17 protein-coding genes and 1 tRNA gene are annotated in these 17,135 nt (G+C 55.7%); 10 read left to right on the top strand and 8 right to left on the bottom strand.

The window, feature by feature from the left end; translation table 11 throughout:
* Positions 1 to 64: 64 nt before the first annotated feature.
* Complete coding sequence (locus AC13C0_RS07700) at positions 65 to 1,096, top strand: phospholipase A (RefSeq protein ID WP_341582818.1); 1,032 nt, start codon at positions 65 to 67, stop codon at positions 1,094 to 1,096.
* A gap of 157 nt (positions 1,097 to 1,253) precedes the next feature.
* Here AC13C0_RS07700 and AC13C0_RS07695 read toward each other — a convergent pair whose 3' ends face one another.
* From AC13C0_RS07695 to AC13C0_RS07675, 5 genes are all read right to left on the bottom strand, one after another.
* Positions 1,254 to 2,612 carry a phosphohexomutase domain-containing protein gene (locus AC13C0_RS07695; protein ID WP_482954236.1) on the bottom strand — a complete coding sequence of 453 codons (1,359 nt, stop codon included), beginning with the start codon at positions 2,610 to 2,612 and terminating at the stop codon, positions 1,254 to 1,256.
* A 9-nt stretch (positions 2,613 to 2,621) separates the two neighbouring features.
* Positions 2,622 to 3,098, bottom strand: a complete 477-nt coding sequence (bfr, locus tag AC13C0_RS07690) for a bacterioferritin (protein ID WP_117619327.1) — start codon at positions 3,096 to 3,098, stop codon at positions 2,622 to 2,624.
* Between the two features lie 89 nt (positions 3,099 to 3,187).
* The gene (locus AC13C0_RS07685; protein ID WP_117619326.1) at positions 3,188 to 3,394 is read right to left on the bottom strand and encodes a bacterioferritin-associated ferredoxin; all 207 of its coding nucleotides are present in this window, start codon (positions 3,392 to 3,394) and stop codon (positions 3,188 to 3,190) included.
* Between the two features lie 177 nt (positions 3,395 to 3,571).
* A complete protein-coding gene (locus tag AC13C0_RS07680; RefSeq protein ID WP_162893751.1) occupies positions 3,572 to 4,303 on the bottom strand; it encodes an LrgB family protein in 732 nt (243 codons plus the stop codon).
* On the bottom strand, positions 4,287 to 4,646 hold the full coding sequence (locus tag AC13C0_RS07675; protein ID WP_117620420.1) for a CidA/LrgA family protein: 360 nt from the start codon (positions 4,644 to 4,646) through the stop codon (positions 4,287 to 4,289). The genes AC13C0_RS07680 and AC13C0_RS07675 overlap by 17 nt, the downstream gene beginning before the upstream one ends.
* Before the next feature lie 75 nt (positions 4,647 to 4,721).
* Here AC13C0_RS07675 and AC13C0_RS07670 point away from each other — a divergent pair, with 75 nt between their 5' ends.
* The 8 genes from AC13C0_RS07670 to AC13C0_RS07635 all read left to right on the top strand — a co-directional run bounded on the left by AC13C0_RS07670 (position 4,722) and on the right by AC13C0_RS07635 (position 13,534).
* Complete coding sequence (locus AC13C0_RS07670; protein WP_117619325.1) at positions 4,722 to 5,264, top strand: YaeQ family protein; 543 nt, start codon at positions 4,722 to 4,724, stop codon at positions 5,262 to 5,264.
* Between the two features lie 168 nt (positions 5,265 to 5,432).
* Complete coding sequence (locus AC13C0_RS07665) at positions 5,433 to 6,617, top strand: thiamine pyrophosphate-dependent dehydrogenase E1 component subunit alpha (protein WP_117619324.1); 1,185 nt, start codon at positions 5,433 to 5,435, stop codon at positions 6,615 to 6,617.
* Position 6,618: 1 nt separating this feature from the next.
* Positions 6,619 to 7,596 (top strand): alpha-ketoacid dehydrogenase subunit beta, encoded by a 978-nt coding sequence (locus AC13C0_RS07660; protein WP_117619323.1) that lies wholly within the window; start codon positions 6,619 to 6,621, stop codon positions 7,594 to 7,596.
* A gap of 26 nt (positions 7,597 to 7,622) precedes the next feature.
* The gene (locus AC13C0_RS07655; protein WP_482954235.1) at positions 7,623 to 9,227 is read left to right on the top strand and encodes a dihydrolipoyllysine-residue acetyltransferase; all 1,605 of its coding nucleotides are present in this window, start codon (positions 7,623 to 7,625) and stop codon (positions 9,225 to 9,227) included.
* 9 nt (positions 9,228 to 9,236) lie between these two features.
* Positions 9,237 to 11,081, top strand: a complete 1,845-nt coding sequence (locus tag AC13C0_RS07650) for a protein kinase domain-containing protein (protein WP_482954234.1) — start codon at positions 9,237 to 9,239, stop codon at positions 11,079 to 11,081.
* A 103-nt stretch (positions 11,082 to 11,184) separates the two neighbouring features.
* Positions 11,185 to 11,261, top strand: a tRNA-Arg gene (locus tag AC13C0_RS07645).
* A 484-nt stretch (positions 11,262 to 11,745) separates the two neighbouring features.
* Entirely contained in the window at positions 11,746 to 12,369 is a 624-nt protein-coding gene (locus AC13C0_RS07640) for a hypothetical protein (protein ID WP_482954233.1), read from the top strand.
* Between the two features lies 1 nt (position 12,370).
* Positions 12,371 to 13,534 carry an XRE family transcriptional regulator gene (locus AC13C0_RS07635; protein WP_482954232.1) on the top strand — a complete coding sequence of 388 codons (1,164 nt, stop codon included), beginning with the start codon at positions 12,371 to 12,373 and terminating at the stop codon, positions 13,532 to 13,534.
* Between the two features lie 104 nt (positions 13,535 to 13,638).
* Here AC13C0_RS07635 and AC13C0_RS07630 read toward each other — a convergent pair whose 3' ends face one another.
* Both AC13C0_RS07630 and AC13C0_RS07625 read right to left on the bottom strand, forming a co-directional pair.
* A complete protein-coding gene (locus AC13C0_RS07630) occupies positions 13,639 to 14,280 on the bottom strand; it encodes a hypothetical protein (RefSeq protein ID WP_482954231.1) in 642 nt (213 codons plus the stop codon).
* A gap of 8 nt (positions 14,281 to 14,288) precedes the next feature.
* Positions 14,289 to 15,302: a M78 family metallopeptidase domain-containing protein gene (locus AC13C0_RS07625; RefSeq protein WP_482954230.1), complete on the bottom strand. Its 1,014-nt coding sequence runs from the start codon at positions 15,300 to 15,302 to the stop codon at positions 14,289 to 14,291.
* Between the two features lie 460 nt (positions 15,303 to 15,762).
* Here AC13C0_RS07625 and AC13C0_RS07620 point away from each other — a divergent pair, with 460 nt between their 5' ends.
* On the top strand, positions 15,763 to 16,518 hold the full coding sequence (locus tag AC13C0_RS07620) for a hypothetical protein (protein ID WP_482954229.1): 756 nt from the start codon (positions 15,763 to 15,765) through the stop codon (positions 16,516 to 16,518).
* Here AC13C0_RS07620 and AC13C0_RS07615 read toward each other — a convergent pair.
* Positions 16,507 to 16,902 (bottom strand): hypothetical protein, encoded by a 396-nt coding sequence (locus tag AC13C0_RS07615; RefSeq protein WP_482954228.1) that lies wholly within the window; start codon positions 16,900 to 16,902, stop codon positions 16,507 to 16,509. The genes AC13C0_RS07620 and AC13C0_RS07615 overlap by 12 nt on opposite strands.
* Between the last annotated feature and the right edge of the window lie 233 nt (positions 16,903 to 17,135).

Below are 17,135 nucleotides of genomic sequence, written 5' to 3'. Positions count from 1 at the left end.
GTTCATTGTGCTTTGCACGCTGGCAGCGGGCCCTGCCGAAGCCCAGACCGATACTGCACCACTGATGACTTCGATCAACTCACCCGAGCAATGTGCGCTGATTGCGGACGGTATCCAGAGGCTCGCCTGCTTCGACAGCCTCTACAAACCGGAGGAACGGCAGGCGCAGGCCTCGGAAGAAGAAAAACAGCAGGCGGAGGCCAGCGTGGGGAAACTGGCGCCGGACGAGGAAGACCTCGACGACGTCGCAGGAAATGCCCTGGAAGACGATTCGGACACCGGCGTAATGTCTGCGCTCGTGGATCGATATGTCGCTGCCGAAAAAGCGATATTTTCATTTTCCGGCAGTTTTGTCGGGCACAGGCCCACTTATATCCTGCCGGTGACCTGGGTGGCGAAACCGAACTCGACACCGTCCAGCCCACGACTGGGTGCCGTCGGATACGATTACGAGCTGGCGCGGGAAGAAGCAAAGTATCAGATCAGTTTCAAAGTTCCCCTGCTGACGGGACTTCTGGATAATCGCACCACAATGTGGTTTGGCTACACCCAGCAGTCCTACTGGCAGGTCTATAACCAGGACGATTCTGCGCCTTTCCGGGAAACCAACTACGAGCCGGAGATCTTTGTGCGTTATCAGGCCGATTGGGACATCGGCCCTGGCAGGTTAAATGGAGTGACACTCGGCTTCAATCACCAGTCAAACGGGCAGTCTGAGCCGCGGTCACGGAGCTGGAACCGGATTATGGCCAATGCAGCCTACAGCTATGGTCGTTGGCTTTTCATGGTGCAGCCCTGGTACCGGATTCCGGAGAACGGCGACGATGATAATGCGGACATTGAGCGGTATCTGGGCCATGCCAACTATCAGGCGGTTTACAAGCTGACGGCGGATCGTACGTTTTCACTGCGGCTGATGAATAATCTGCGGTCGGATGACAACAAGACGTCGGTGGAGTTTGGGTACAGTTTTCCGATGGGGGATACGGTTAAGGGGTTTTTCCAGTACTACAACGGGTATGGGGAGAGTCTGATTGACTATAACCACCGGATTCAGAGGTTTGGTATCGGGATTATGCTGAACGACTGGCTCTAACCGCGCTCTGATAATTCGGTGCAAGACCGCTCGTCGCGGCTCCCTCTCCTGAAACACGCTCCTTGCGGCACATCCCTGTGGCGCTTGGGCTCCGCCATCCATGGCTCCGCACAGTTTCAGGAGAGGGAGCCGCGCCGATCGGCCCCGTGCCGTCAGGCTAGCCCTTTTCATTCAGCCTTCGCATTTCAGCCAGTAATTCCTCTGTTTTTTCTTCCATCAGCGGGATATTCGCCCTCGATTCCACGTTCAGGCGCACAACCGGTTCGGTGTTGGACATCCGGAGGTTGAAGCGCCAGTCGTCGAATTCGATGCTTACGCCGTCCACATGGCTGACGTTTTTGGCGCCGACACTGTATTTGGCTTCAATCGCGGCGATGACTTTGGGGGGATCGTCGATGGTGCGGTTGATTTCACCGCTGGCCGGGTAGGTTTCGATTCGGGCGTCGATCAGGGAAGAGAAAAGCTGGCCGGACTGGCAGAGGCGTTCGGCGATCAACAGCCAGGGGATCATGCCGCTGTCGCAGTAGGCGAAGTCCCGGAAATAGTGGTGGGCGCTCATTTCGCCGCCGTAGACGGCGTCTTCGTCGCGCATTCTCTGTTTGATGAAGGCGTGGCCGGTTTTGCTTTCGACGGCTTCACCGCCGGCGGCTTTGACCAGATCCAGGGTATTCCAGGTGAGGCGGGGGTCGTGGATGACTTTGCCGCCGCCGGTTTTGCGCAGGAACTGGTCGGCCAGTAATCCGACGATGTAGTAGCCCTCGATAAAGCGGCCGTTTTCGTCGAAGAAGAAGCAGCGGTCGTAGTCGCCGTCCCAGGCAATGCCCATGGCGGCGCCCTGTTCGATAACGGCATCGGCGGTGACTGCGCGGTTTTCCGGGAGGATCGGGTTGGGCACGCCGTTCGGGAAATGGCCATCCGGTTCGTGATGCACTTTTACGAATTCGAACGGAAGATGCTGTTCGAGTTCGTCGATCACCAGGCCGGCGCCGCCGTTGCCGGCGTTGACCACGATGGTCATGGGGCTGAGGGAGGCGGCATCGACGTAACCCAGCAGGTGATCGATGTAGGCGCTCATCACTTCCAGCGGTTCGTAGCGGCCCTGCTGCGGTGCATCCGCAAAGGGCTCCAGTACCCGGTCACGGATGTCGTTCAGGCCGTTGTCGGAGCTGATGGGCCGGGATTCGGGGCCGACCATTTTCATGCCGTTGTGGTTTTTGGGGTTATGGCTGGCGGTGACCATAATACCGCCGTCCATCTTGTAGTGGCTGGTGGCAAAATACACTTGTTCGGTGCCGCACAGGCCAATATCAAACACATCCGCACCGGCAGCCATCAGGCCAGAGCTCAGGGCCTCGGCGATGTCCGGGCTGGACAGGCGGATGTCGTAGCCGACGATCACTTTTTTTGCGCCAGTAATGTCCACGTAGGCGTGCCCGATTTTCTCGGCCAGCGCCGGATTCAGTTGATCCGGCACTCGGCCGCGCAGGTCGTAAGCTTTAAAACAGGACAGATCCATTGTCTGATTTTACTCCGAGGCGGATGACTGAAGCTGGATGTAGTTCTGTATACCCATCTGGGAAATCATTTCCAACTGGGTTTCCAGCCAGTCGATGTGATCTTCTTCGCTGTCCAGAATGCTGCGGAAGAGCTCACGGCTGGTGAAGTCCTGAACCTGCTCACAATAGAGAATGGCTTCTTTCAGGTCGGTATGGGCGATCTGCTCCAGCTTGAGGTCGCAGGAGATCATTTCCTCGACGTTCTCGCCGACCAGCAGTTTGTTAAGGTCCTGGAGGTTGGGCAATCCTTCGAGAAACAGGATCCGCTCGATGAGCTGGTCCGCGTGCTTCATTTCGTCGATGGATTCTTCGTATTCCTTGGCGGCCAGCTTGGTGATGCCCCAATCCTTGTACATGCGGGAATGGAGAAAATACTGGTTGATGGCGGTCAGCTCGTTGGCGAGGACCTTATTGAGATACTGAATGACTTTCTTGTCGCCTTTCATAATGTGGCTCCCTGATGGCCGGGTGTATCAGCCTTTTAGGATAGCCCCTTATCGGACAGGAGAAAAATAGAGTCAGACAATCAGGAAGGTCAGGCCGGCTGGGCGAGCATATTGGCCATTGCCAGGTAATCAGGTGAACGGCTCTCCCGCAGTATTTCACGGGCGGTGCAGGCGCAGCGCCCGCACTGGGTACCAACACCCAGTTCCTTGCCAAGCTGGCGCATGGAAGAAACACCGTTATCGGCAGCTTCGCGAATTTCCCGGTCGGTTACGCTGTGACAAAGGCATACGTACATAGCAGTGACTCACCAATGACAATAAAGGTTAGTGATAATTATTGTCATTAGCATCACAAATTGCAACCCCATTGGCTTAATTTTGTGCAATGGTTTGTTGCCCCGGAAAACACCTACGGCAATCGAAACTGCGATATGGAGGCATGCGCCAGGGGAATGGCCTGATTTGGCGCAGCCCTACAGGCGGAAAACCAGCGGCAGGATCAGCGCGGTGAACACGCCAGTGAGGCCCATGCCCAGCGAGGCAAAGGCACCGGCAGTATGGCTGATCTCAAACGCCCGGGCCGTACCGACGGCATGGCCGTTCAGACCCAGGGCGAAGCCCAGGATTCGTTCGTCCTTTACCGGCAACAGGCGGGCGAGAAGGTCAACAAAGAGGGTTGCGACCACGCCGGTAATCAGCAGGCCACCCATCATCAGGGGAACAGAACCACCCAGCTGTTCGGTGATACCGATGGCAATCGGTGCCGTGACCGACTTGGGCGCCAGCGACGCCAGCACCTCCGGCGTGGCACCCAGGGCCCAGCCAATCACCACCGCATAAACCGCCGCCAGAGTGGCGGCAATTGGCAGCGTCACCAGGATGGGGCGCCACATGGCACGGATATGGTGCATCTGCTGATACAGGGGAATACCCAGGGCCACGGTGGCGGGGCCAAGCAGCACGGTGAGCCAACGAGCACCCTGCTGATAGTTCTGGTAACCCACCGCCAGAACAGCGATCACACCGGACAGTAGAAATGCTGATAACACCACAGGAGGCAGCCATAAAGGCCTGCCCATGCGAGCAAACAGCCAGTTGCCGGCAAAGAAAGCGCCCAGGGTTAAACCAATGGCGAGAATCGGCGTGGCTGCGAGGATATCCGGCAGCGCCTGGAATCGGGCGAAGAATTCACTCACGATCGCCATCCCCGCCGGCCGTCACCAGTTTCATCAACAGTAACGTAGTGAGAACACTCAGGAAGGTGCCAACAAGCAAAGCTGCCGCAACTGCCAGCCACTGCCCGGAGAACTGATCCGCCATGAAGAACACGCCGACAACACCCGGCATGATCAGCAGCACCAGTACCGAGATCAACCCCTGACTGGCCGAGGCCAGTTCATCGCTTACACTGCCTTTCACCATCAAGGTGAAGGTGATGACGACCATACCCAGAACACCGCCACTGACCGGCAAAGCGAAGAGCACCCGTATGGACTCGCCAAGAATGAAGAACAGCACCAGGACCAGAAAACCACGCAACATCGACATGCGTTCCCACTCAGCCACGGAAGAATTGCACTACACTAGCCCAAACCGACACCCCGATACCAATGCAGGAAGCTCATGGCGCTCAAAGCAACCATCTTCAAGGCAACTCTCAACATCGCCGATATGGACCGGCACTATTATGCCGACCACCACCTGACCATCGCCCGGCACCCGTCGGAAACCGATGAGCGGATGATGATCCGGCTGCTCGCATTTGTCCTGAATGCCAGCGAACATCTCGAATTCTCACGAGGCCTCAGCACCGACGACGAGCCGGAGCTCTGGCAAAAGAGCCTGAGCGGTGAAATCGAACTCTGGGTCGAACTGGGCCTGCCGGACGAAAGCCGCCTGCGCAAAGCCTGCAACCGGGCCGACCGGGTTATTCTGTACACCTACGGCAGCCGCGCAGTGCCTCTGTGGTGGGAGAAAAATCAGGGCAAACTGACCCGCTTCAACAACCTCACCATCATCAACCTGCCACCGGAAGGCACCGAGCCACTTGCCGGCCTGGCGGCACGCGGTATGAATCTGCAGTGCACCATCCAGGACGGAACCGTGAATATCGGCAACGAGGAAACCCTTGTCAGCCTGACACCTGAACCACTGCACCCCGATTAAAAAATCTGCGCTCCGGACCTACCAGAGAATCGCAGTTTACGTTAAGGTAAACTCTAGCCGACAGTGACGTGGGCCACACCAGGCCCGCTCAGCTTGGCTATACTAAAACCAACGACACCCTCACAAGGGGTGTTTTGTTCCTCAGGCCACCACCCCAGGAAGAGGATTATGACAACAACAAAAGCCAAAGTTGTTTACTCCCCGGTCTTTACCGACGGTGCGGAATTCCGTATTCCCACCTTCAAGTTACTGAAGCAGGACGGCTCCCTTTATAAGGGCGCCAAAGCACCTGATCTGGATAAAGAAAAGGCCCTGCGCATTTATCGTGCGATGGTCACCACCCGAATTCTCGATGAGCGCATGCTCGCCGCCCAACGCCAGGGGCGACTGAGTTTCTACATGCAGTGCACCGGCGAGGAAGCCGCCGTGATCGGCAGCGCCGCGGCACTGGACGACGCCGACATGATCATGGCGCAGTATCGGGAACAGGGCGCCCTGACTTATCGTGGCTTTTCCATCGATGAATTCATGAACCAGCTGTTCGGCAACGAACTGGACTATGGCAAAGGTCGCCAGATGCCCGTTCACTATGGTTCCAGCAAGCTGAACTACATGACCATCTCATCGCCCCTGGCCACGCAGATTCCCCAGGCCACCGGTTATGCCTACGGCCAGAAACTGGCGGGCGACGGCCACTGCACCATCACGTATTTCGGCGAAGGTGCCGCGTCGGAAGGCGACTTCCACGCCGCCCTGAACATGGCCACCGTTCATCGCGTCCCGGTGATCTTCCTGTGCCGCAACAACGGCTACGCCATTTCCACCCCGTCCACCGAGCAGTTCGCCGCCGACGGTGTGGCACCCCGGGCCTATGGCTACAAGATGGATGTAATCCGTGTCGACGGCAATGACATCCTGGCCGTCCACGAGGCCACCAAAGCGGCACGCCGCCTGGCGGTGGAGCACAACCGCCCGGTGTTGATCGAAGCCATGACCTATCGCCTGGCCGCGCACTCGTCTTCCGATGACCCGTCCGGCTACCGCAGCAAGGACGAGGAAGCCGTATGGCGTGACAAAGACCCGATCCTGCGGATGCGTCTCTGGCTCGAGGGCAGGAAATGGTGGAGCGAAAACGACGAGAAACAGCTTCAGGAGAGCATGCGCCGCGAGGTTCTCGAAACCATGAAGCGCGCGCAGAAACGGCCACCCCCGGCGCTTGATACCCTGGTGAGCGATGTCTACGACGAAGTGCCGCCTGCCCTGGCTGAACAGTTCGACAAGCTCAAGGCGCACATCCGCCGGTATCCGGACGAGTATCCGAAGAGTGCCGAACACGTAAAGAGGGAGGCCTGAGATGACCAAGATGAACATGCTCCAGGCCATCAACAACGCCCTCGACACTGCCATGGCCGCCGACGAGCGGGTACTGTGCTTCGGTGAGGATGTGGGCGTCTTCGGTGGGGTTTTCCGGGCCACCAGCAACCTGCAACAGAAATACGGCAAGGCCCGCTGCTTCAACACGCCGCTGGTGGAGCAAGGCATCATCGGCTTCGCCAATGGTCTGGCGGCGCAGGGTTCCGTGCCGGTAGCCGAGATACAGTTTGCCGACTACATCTTCCCGGCCTTTGACCAGATCGTTAACGAGTCGGCCAAGTTCCGGTACCGCTCCGGCAACCTGTTCAACGTGGGCGGGCTGACCATTCGCGCACCCTACGGCGGCGGGATTGCCGGCGGGCTCTATCACTCGCAGTCGCCGGAAGCGTATTTCGCCCACACACCAGGCCTGAAAATTGTGGTGCCGCGCAACCCCCATCAAGCCAAGGGCCTGCTGCTGGGGGCGATCCACGACCCCAACCCAACCCTGTTCTTCGAGCCCAAAAGACTCTACCGCGCCTCCGTGGGCGACGTGCCGGAAGAAGATTACCGGCTGCCGCTGGGCGAAGCCGAGGTTCTCAAGGAAGGTACGGATGTCACCGTGCTGGGCTGGGGCGCACAGATGGAAGTGATTGAACAGGCCGTCGAGAAGGCGGAGAAAGAAGGTATTTCCTGTGAAGTCATCGACCTGAGAACCATCCTGCCGTGGGATGTGGAAACCGTCGCCAACTCGGTGTTCAAAACCGGGCGCCTGGTGGTTACCCACGAAGCCCCGCTGACCGGCGGTTTCGCCGGCGAAATTGCTGCGACCATACAGGAGCGTTGCTTCCTGTACCTGGAGTCCCCGATCGCCCGGGTGACCGGGATGGACACCCCTTTCCCGCTGGTGCTGGAAAAAGAGCACCTACCCAATCACCTGAAGGTCTGTGAGGCCATCAGGTCGAGCGTGGAATTCTAGGTTGATATCAGGACAGGAGAGCAATCATGAGTGATTTTATACTGCCCGATATCGGCGAAGGTATCGTGGAGTGCGAACTGGTCAAATGGCTGGTCAGCGAAGGGGACATCATCGAAGAAGACCAGCCGGTCGCCGAGGTGATGACCGACAAGGCTCTGGTGGAAATTCCGGCGCCATACAAGGGCCGGGTGACCCGCCTGTACTACAAGGAAGGCGACATCGCGAAGGTTCACACCCCGCTGTTCGAACTGGTGGAGGAAGGTGGCGACGGTGAACAAACTGCGGAGTCTCAGACAACACCCGCCGAAGCCGGGATTACCACCAGCGAAGCTAAAGCTGCGCAGGAACCCCCTGGCAACACCACGGCCAGTGACGATGTGACCGAGGACTTTATCCTGCCGGATATTGGCGAAGGCATCGTTGAATGTGAAGTGGTGGAATGGCGCGTGGCCGAAGGTGACGAGATCGAAGAAGACCAGCCGGTGGTTGATGTCATGACCGACAAGGCCATGGTCGAGATTACCGCGCCCAAGGCTGGCCGCGTCACCAAGCTATACCATCAGCAGCAGGCCATGGCCCGGGTGCATTCCCCGCTGTTCGCGTTTATTCCCCGCGACCGTGACGAGCCCGCCGAGACAAAAGCACAACCAAGGCCGGCACCGGAACCCACACCGGCAACGGCAAAACCGGTCGCAACGGGAAACCGGCAGCGGATTCCCGCCAGCCCTGCCGTGCGCCGCCTGGTGCGGGAGCACAACCTGGAGCTCACGGACATCGCCGGTTCCGGCAAGGACGGACGGGTACTGAAGGCCGATATACTGGCCCACCTCGACAAGCCCGCCGCGTCGGCCCAAAGGCAGGCACGCGCAGGCGACTCGCAGCCCGCAAGTTCAGGCCGTGAACGCAGGGCGCCGGATCGTGAGCAGGAACTACGGATCGAGCCAATAAGGGGCATGAAAGCGGCGATGGCCCGCAGCATGGTGGCGTCGGCAACCACCATCCCTCACTTTATCTACAGTGAGGACATTGATGTTACCGACCTGCTGAAACTGCGGGAACAACTCAAACCCCAAGCCGAAGCCAGGGGCGCGCGGCTGACCCTGATGCCCTTCTTCATGAAGGCCATGGCCCTGGCGGCTCAGGAATTCCCGGTACTCAACAGCCGTGTCAACGACGATGTTACGGAGATTCACTACCTGCCCAACTGCAATATCGGCATGGCCGTAGACGGCAAAGCGGGACTGATGGTCCCCAACGTCAAGGGCGTCGAAAGCCTCACACTGCTGGGCATTGCCAACGAAGTGGCCCGCCTGACTGAGGCCGCCCGTTCGGGCCGGGTCAGTCAGGACGACCTCAAGGGCGGCACCATCACCATCTCCAACATTGGCGCATTGGGTGGCACCTATGCCTCGCCCATCATCAACGCACCGGAAGTGGCGATTGTGGCCCTGGGCCGGACCCAGAAACTGCCCCGCTTCGACGCCAACGGCCAGGTCGTGGAGCGGGCCATCATGACCGTAAGCTGGGCGGGGGACCATCGCATCATCGATGGCGGCACCATTGCGCGCTTCTGCAATCGCTGGAAAGGCTACCTGGAATCGCCGCAATCGATGCTGTTGCATCTGGGCTAACGGGGCATCATGGCGCAGAAGACGCAACTGCAGCAGTTCTACATACCTGAAGAGCAGTCGATCTACCTGCTCAGCCATGACGATGCGAAAAAGCTCAAAGACTGGGTGGCGCTTTGCGCCACCCAGCTCCGCCAATTGGGTTACCAGGACATCGAACTTATCGGCAAGGGCGCCTACGGCTTCGTATTCGCAGGCCGCCTGCCACGCCAGGGCGAGACCGGCCCGGAGCACGTTTTCAAGTTTACCCGCATCAATCTGCCCCAACACCTGCAGGACCGTCTGGAGGATGAAGCCTACATACTCGAGCAGGTACGCCACCCGAGGGTACCCCGGCTGATCGCCTACCAAAGGGCGCACAACCAGCCCATCCTGGTGATGGAACGGGCGGCCGGCCTTAACCTGGAGGAAGTCTCCCTGCGCGAGGGCTGCCTCAAACCACGGGTGGTGATGCGGATTGCCGACCAGCTTGCGGACATCCTGCGCAACCTGCGCCGGGAGAACGGCCCCGCCGGACGGCCCATCGTGCACGGCGACATCAAACCATCGAACCTGGTATTCGACGCCAGCACAGAGAACATCGCCCTGATCGACTGGGGCTCCTCGGTGTTCGCCCAGCTCGACGCCAACCAGCAGTTCCTCGCCACCAATGTCATGGAGCTGATGTCCGACAACCTGCAGCAGACCAACGCACGACTGGGGGATGTCTACTTCATAGGCGAGGAACAGCTTAACGGCGGCCTGTCGTCTCCCCGTTTCGATGAACAGGGTGCCGCAGGAACACTCTACGCGCTGGCTTCCGGCCAGTCGTGCCGGTTCGGGCACCAGGCGATTCCCGCCACCTCCCTGGGGCTTCCCATGGAGTTCGCCCGCATGCTCGACGGCATGCTGGCCCCAGATCCGAAGACTCGCCTGCGGGCCGGCGATTACTATCTGAATGAAATGCCAAGAATGGCGCGCACGGTGATGGTTGACCTGCCGGAGCCCCCGGCAAACCCACTGGTACCGGTCTGGACACGGCCCTCGGACCACGAGATCGACACCGTGGTGTACAGTTCCCGCAAATCCTTCCTTCGGCAGGAAGGCGCCCCGGAAACCCTCAGCGATGTTAACGACGTACAGCTTGACCGCTACTACAAGAACTTCATGCAGGGCATGGGGGAAACGGAAAAGGCATTCCTGGCCGCCGTCAGCCGTCTGGGGCGATACCCTGTCGAGGGGGGGCTGGCCGTGCGCTGGGAGACCGACGGTGTCTACATCGATACCTCGCTGAACCTGCACGACCCCAACCTCAAGACCGCCTTCATCAGGGCCGTCAACAATATGGTCTACCTGGCCCAGGCCATTTATCGCCAGGGTATCTTCAAAAGCTGCCTGTTCAACGCCCGCAACACCCTGCACATCGACCGTGCCGAACCGGACCAGCCGTTCCTGACCGAACCCGGCATGCAACTGCGCTACGAGGTCAGTGCGGCACCGGAAGTTGAAGACGAATCACGGGTGCATTCCTATTTCGAGGACGGCCCCGACCCGGAGGAATTCCTGGTGCTGCCGCAAACCATCATCACCGCGCTGGAGTCCCTGAACGATATCCACCACACCGGCATGATCATCTTCGAAGCCCTGCCCCGCCACCTCAAGATCCACAGCCACTACCGGCTGCTGGCCCCGGACCGGGAGGGTGAGTTTTCCCGCCTGCTCGACGAGATCCTCTCCGCCGTGGACCAGATCACCGGGCTAGGCGTCTCCGGCTTCATGAAAATGCCCTACAAGGACACCCGCTTCTTCCCCCACATCGAACGCCTGCCCGAACGCTACTACCCAAGAAACCCCAGAGCGGAGGCCGATTCCGCCTGAACGTTATAACTGGCCAAACCGGCGCCAACAGGACTAGACAGAGCACTCCATCACACGTAAGATTGCGCACTCGAAATTGACGCGAAGGCGTTAATGACGACACCCGCCCGTAGCTCAGCTGGATAGAGCGCCGCCCTCCGGAGGCGGAGGTCAGAGGTTCGAATCCTCTCGGGCGGGCCATTATTGACTAATAATCAATAAGTTATACCTCCGACATCCTTATCCATTCTACTCCCCAAAAGCTCCCAGTCGACTTATTCAGAAGACAGGCAATGACCTTTGCGCTGTTCCGAAAATTTTACTATTTGGCACACGAATTGTCGCCTGTGTCCAAATTGTGTCCACGGTGTGTCCACGGATTTTGGGCATTTTTCTCAGCCAATAAATTGTGACCCTTGCACTGATAACGTAAATTCCCGACTCGGACACAAAACCCGCAGTAAAAAGCCTGTCTACAAGCATCCAAAATTGACAGTTTTCTAGATCGTCTGACTCTGATGCTTCACACAGAAATATAAGCTCGCCTTATCTCACCCTAAGAATTCTTTATATCTGCCAGCAGCACCGTACAGTTGATTAGAAAAAGCTCATGGCTCTTCTTGTTTTTAGGCCTCATTTGAGGTATAAAAACAGGAAGACTAGAGTTTCGCCAAGGGGCCGCCTCATGCAAAACCTGTTACACACTGAAGAAAATGCAGTAGATCGACTATCCCAACTTGGGATCTCGTTATCTGTCCTTACAGAATCCGTTTGGCAGGGGTATCTTGCTAGATCGCGCACCACGGCCAATCACCCGAGAACCGCCCGGGGGATAATTATGTGGGCAGAAACTGTTGCCGTTTTACGAGAACAGCTGAGACCTCAGGGGTGGATTAAATCCGATAAAGGCAACTATGAGCTTGCGGTGAACGAGAAAGAGAGTTTGGCTATCGTCGTCACCACTGGCGATGACGCAACTGGCATGGCAGGGGCGACACCTACAAATAAGTGTCCAAAGGGCGTCAATACGACGGAAGCAGTTGAAGCCAACAATCAGTTCGATATGTTCAGTGAACTGTTGCCTGCAATAGAGGAAATCCAGGGGCTGACTACATGGGTACTTTTGATGCACTTGGCTGCAAATGAAGTACGTTGCGAGTTTTCCCTTCCGTCCAATATTTCCAGCGGAAAAATCAATGGTTGGAAGGAGCGGATTATTCTGCCGAGCATGCCGTTAGATAGTGATTCTGTCGAAATCGAACTTCCTGACTTGCCGGACATAGAAGTACCAATTAAGAAGAAGGCATAACATGTTCAACAGTACTCGTTTTGCCCTTGCGAGAAAGCGCAGAGGGCTTACAAAACGGGCATTGGCGAAGGAAGTTGGCGTGACAGACCGGTCAATCACTGCTTATGAGAGCGGGCAGACCGTGCCTGAAAGCCACACAGTGGAAAAAATCGCGAATGCACTCAGTTTTCCGTTCGACTTTTTCTTTGCTGATGACGTAGAAGAGCTCCCCGTCGAGGTAGCAAGCTTTCGCGCGCTCACAAAAATGACAGCCGCTAAAAGAGACATCGCTCTATCAGCGGGTGCTGTAGCACTTCTCTTGAACCGCTGGATTGAGGGCAAGTTTGATTTGCCTTCACCTGACTTTCCTGAAGATTACAGAATAGCGTCGAATGTGAATTCAAAAACTGACACCGGCCTACGATCGACTGAGGGTGACCAATATCCAGGTGTCGGCAAGCAAAATGATCCTGAAGCCGCGGCCGAAATGCTTCGCCGATACTGGGATTTGGGCGAGCTTCCTATTAAAAGCATGATCGCCTTACTTGAATCCAAGGGCGTGCGTGTATTTTCTCTATCTCTTGATGCCAGGGAAGTCGATGCTTTCTCCATGTGGTACAGCGATATTCCTTTTGTATTTCTCAATACAAAGAAAACTGCGGAACGATGCCGGTTTGATGCGGCGCACGAATTGGGCCACCTGGTTATGCACCGGCACGGTGCACCACAAGGACAGGAAGCAGAGAAAGAAGCTAACGCTTTCGCCTCGGCTTTTTTAATGCCTAGAAGAAGTGTGCTGGCCCATGCCCCAAGAACAGCAACGTTAACAAGCCTTATCTCTCATAAAAAATACTGGAACGTCTCTGCCGCAGCCCTGAATTACCGGCTTCATTCGCTGAATCTAACATCGGATTGGAGCTACCGAACTCTCTGTATTGATTTGGCCAAATTAGGTCGGGATCATGAACCTGAACCATCGCCATTTGAAGCATCGCAAGTGCTCAAGAAAGTTTTTGCCAGCCTTCGCGAGGATGGCATCTCGAAAAGTGATGTTGCTAAGGAGCTTTTGATTCAACCGGAAGAACTGGATGAGCTTACATTTGGCCTAATGTTGAATGCTTTGAGTGGTAACTCAAAAGGCAATCTTTCTCATAAACCCAAGCCTAGTTTGCAGCTAATTAAATAATATCGCCGGTTGATGATTGCAGCCCCCAAAGATAGATAAAGAGACTGAAAAACAGACCCTCTACCACTGCTGACCACATACTCGTGCAAATCCTCTCTACTTAACTAAAACGGTGGTCCGTCGTTGATTAGTGCTCCGATGGTTTTTCGAATTAGCCCTTTATAGGACTCAAGTCCGGCGTGGACACTGTCTAACGAGGCCGGCGAAGAAACACCAAAAATGTTCGTCAGCGCTTTATCCACTCCAGGATTGGCACGCACCGCATTCTGGACCTGGTTATGGTCCAACTTGGCGAACCCTTGCATCAGAGCCTCCATCACGATGACCTTGCCGCCTAAAGATTCAGTGACTTCCGGACCTCCCTGGGCCGCGAGTCCATCTAAAGCACGCTTATCCCCAGTCAGCACTCTGGCATGCTCAAATCTTGCCGCTCCCGCGAAAAGCAGTGCTTCGCCGGCGTCGATACCAGGTGACGCATTCAGAATCTCCACTAACTCTGTATCTACCAGATCAAACGACAGAACCGTTGCCTTCTTCAGAAAACACTCAATCTGACACGCCACCTCTTCAGTTCCACAGAGCTGATGGCGATTCCGCCGGGGTAGCAGTTTGTAACGTGCTGAGTCTAGAACTATCACCTCCACGGGCTCTGTTTGAGCTGTGAATAGCTCCAGTAGATTCTCTAGAAACCCGTATCGGGCCAGCTTCAACATTACATCGTTATCAATGAAGAGTTTGAGCGCCATACGCTTCCCTACTGAGCTGGGGCTACGCGACGCAACAATGCAACTGTGTCATCTGGCAGCAAGCTCTTCTCAATGCAACGCCATAACAACTCATTAACAGTGGAGCCGGCAGAGGGAAGTTTCTCCTGCAGTATGTTGATAGCCGCCATACCTATAGGCCAGGCATCGTTATGCTTCGCAAAGTTGAGCACAATGTGCCCAGGATCAATCTGGTTTGCTGCCCCATACTTGAAAGCAGAATCCACAAGTCCCCGAGCGGTAATATGTTTTTCTTCAGATCCATACGAGGCATTTTCCCTGCCGTTCAGCAGTGTAATCGCAAAATGATCTGCAGCTTGCTCATCCTCATCTGCGTCGTCTAAGGCGTAGGACTGATTCCCCAAATTCTCATCAACTAAAATTTCATCAGGCTCGACGTGACCCAGAGCACAATGAGCAACTTCATGGGCAATGATGAAGGACTGCCACGCCCAGGCGGTACTTCTCTTTGAGAGAACAATTACCGGTCGTCCTTCTACCTGCGTGACCATTCCGTCCATTTTTGGAAGCCCACTTCCAACCTGATCAAGGTAGATCACTGGAACGCCATGACGCCAGCACGCAAGCAACAAGTTCCGTAAGCCAAGCCATTTACCCCCCTCATTTCTAAAGATTTCAGCCCTCAACTCCAAGGGGTCTTGAGGAAAAGGAGTGTAGGGAAATGGTGTCGCATAGCTCACAGACTCAGCGGCAAACATCGCCAGCGAAGTAGCTGCGCTGAGATTCTTCGATCGGTTTGGGATGGACCTTTTATACTTAGTATCACGCCGTCGCAAATCCTCAAGGCCGGGACTGTCTGAGAACAGCGGGCCAACTCGAAGTCCAAGACGCTTTGCCAGTATAGAGGCAACCTCAAGCGTGGCCCCCTCATCATGAAGAACCTCGGCAGTTACCCACTCAGGAAGGAGGGAATGCTGGAATTCCCTAGGGTAACCAGCACTTTCCAGAGCCCCGAAAATTCGGTCAATTTGTGTGGTCGTCATTGCGACCTCCTTCAGCGTTTCTCTCTGCCCAAATGCTCCGGCTGGCTATGGTTGCCGAGGCCCTTCAAACTGTGGATTACCTTAATCAGTGCGCGCGCGTGGTTATCTGAACCATCCCATACTGCCATTATTGCACCCTTGAGCTCACCCTCCAATGAGACCGGAGAGGCAGAAGTAGTCAATTCATTAACGCCGTAAAATTCACACAGCTTATTGAATTGCCTGCTAGACCTAAGCCTTGCGCCAACTCCCCTGCGTAATCGCCACACTGTTGGCTGGGATACACCACTATTCCTCGCGATCTCAGCATCGCTTCGGGAATCACGGTTTAGGGCTTCCAATAGGTGAGCATGCTGTACACTGGTGCTATTCATGTTATTCATTTTAGATCTATTCGGCTTTTAAGTGAATAGATTTTTAGTTACACTTCTGGGCGTCAATCTGCGCTGGAGCTCCAACAATGATTCCTAATACCTTCTGCTGGACAAAAATGGGCATCGAATCAGGTCAAAGCCTCGATTTGATCATTCGTCGCAAAGAATGGGAGCGTCAGCTAGGAGGGGGGCTGTTTTTCTGGGGCATAGGGCAGTCGCTTGGTGAAAATGCGCGCAATGCTGCCAACTCAATTGATGAGGAAATGAAGGTTCTTTTCTCTCCCATGCCAAGTAAGGCAAAGGATATCGACGTCACCCCGGGTAATCTCTTGATCTGGAATAGTTGGCTCGACAATCGGGGTAATGAGCAGCCGCTGCCTAATCATGTGCTAGTTACCAGCCGTGCCGATCTGCCCTCTGGACGGAGAAAAACAAATCATTATGCTCTCATATGCAACTCAGTCGACACGCTATCGGTAGATTCTGGCTTCCAAGTCACTGCAGCGTTTCTGCGGAATTTTTCAAGTAACAAATCACTAGGAGCGTCACAGGTAACTGCAGTCGTCCGGAATGCAAAATACTCCACTGACGGAAATGTTGCTAAACCATATACAGTGAGCTTCATGGCAAATATGGAAGCGCCATATTCGGTTCAGCTTTCCGGTGCGGAACTGCTTAGCCACCAGGATGTACAAGATATCGAAGAAATTTCCTTGAGAGGAAGTGTTGAGGACTGGCGGCACCTTGTTCGCCGACTGCGAGGGACGCAAAGTCCTGAAACTCGCGCACCGTATACTTCGGACCTTTTCTGGAGCGATAAAGTAGTGGCTTCAGCGCTCTAAATTTTCACTAATTTTTGTCACTCGCATAAAGTTGCTTAGCAGTTCTGGGCTCGGAACGGATGCGTCCAAAAAATACAGGTGCGCGCCTGTTTCAATTGCATAAATCGATGCTACTTGGCACTGGAGGTCGACGTGCCGATTGAGCTCTGACCTTGGTGGCAACGGCCGCCCGCCAGACTTTGCCTTGATTCGGGACTCCAGCGTCAGAGCATCTGCGTAGAGGCAGACGATAATGTCCGGCCCCAGGCGACTGAGCATGTCTTTAGAAAAGGGGGTCACCCTGAAACCAAAACTCTCAATAGTTACCGAATGGGAATCGATAACAAGAAAGCCGTCCTGCTTCTTAAACTCCGCGGCAAATTCAATGAGCTCTTGGTCTGTCAAGGTGACGTCTTCCCGAGTAATCAGCTTCGCTGACCTTTCACGCATATCGTGCTGGCCAATGCTAACCCTTCCAACCCGCGCTGAGGCGACTCTAGCTAGTTTCTATCCATAAACATAAAGGACTGATATTAAACAGGAAAATCAGGAAACAAAGAGAGAAACCTCCAGCGGAAAATGGTATTCTTTGTCGCAAGCCATTGAAACAAAAGAAAAACCAAAAATCCGCGGAGGTA

The sequence above is a fragment of the Marinobacter sp. B-21 genome, from assembly GCF_056857895.1.
This window is presented reverse-complemented; position numbering and strand designations above follow the sequence as displayed.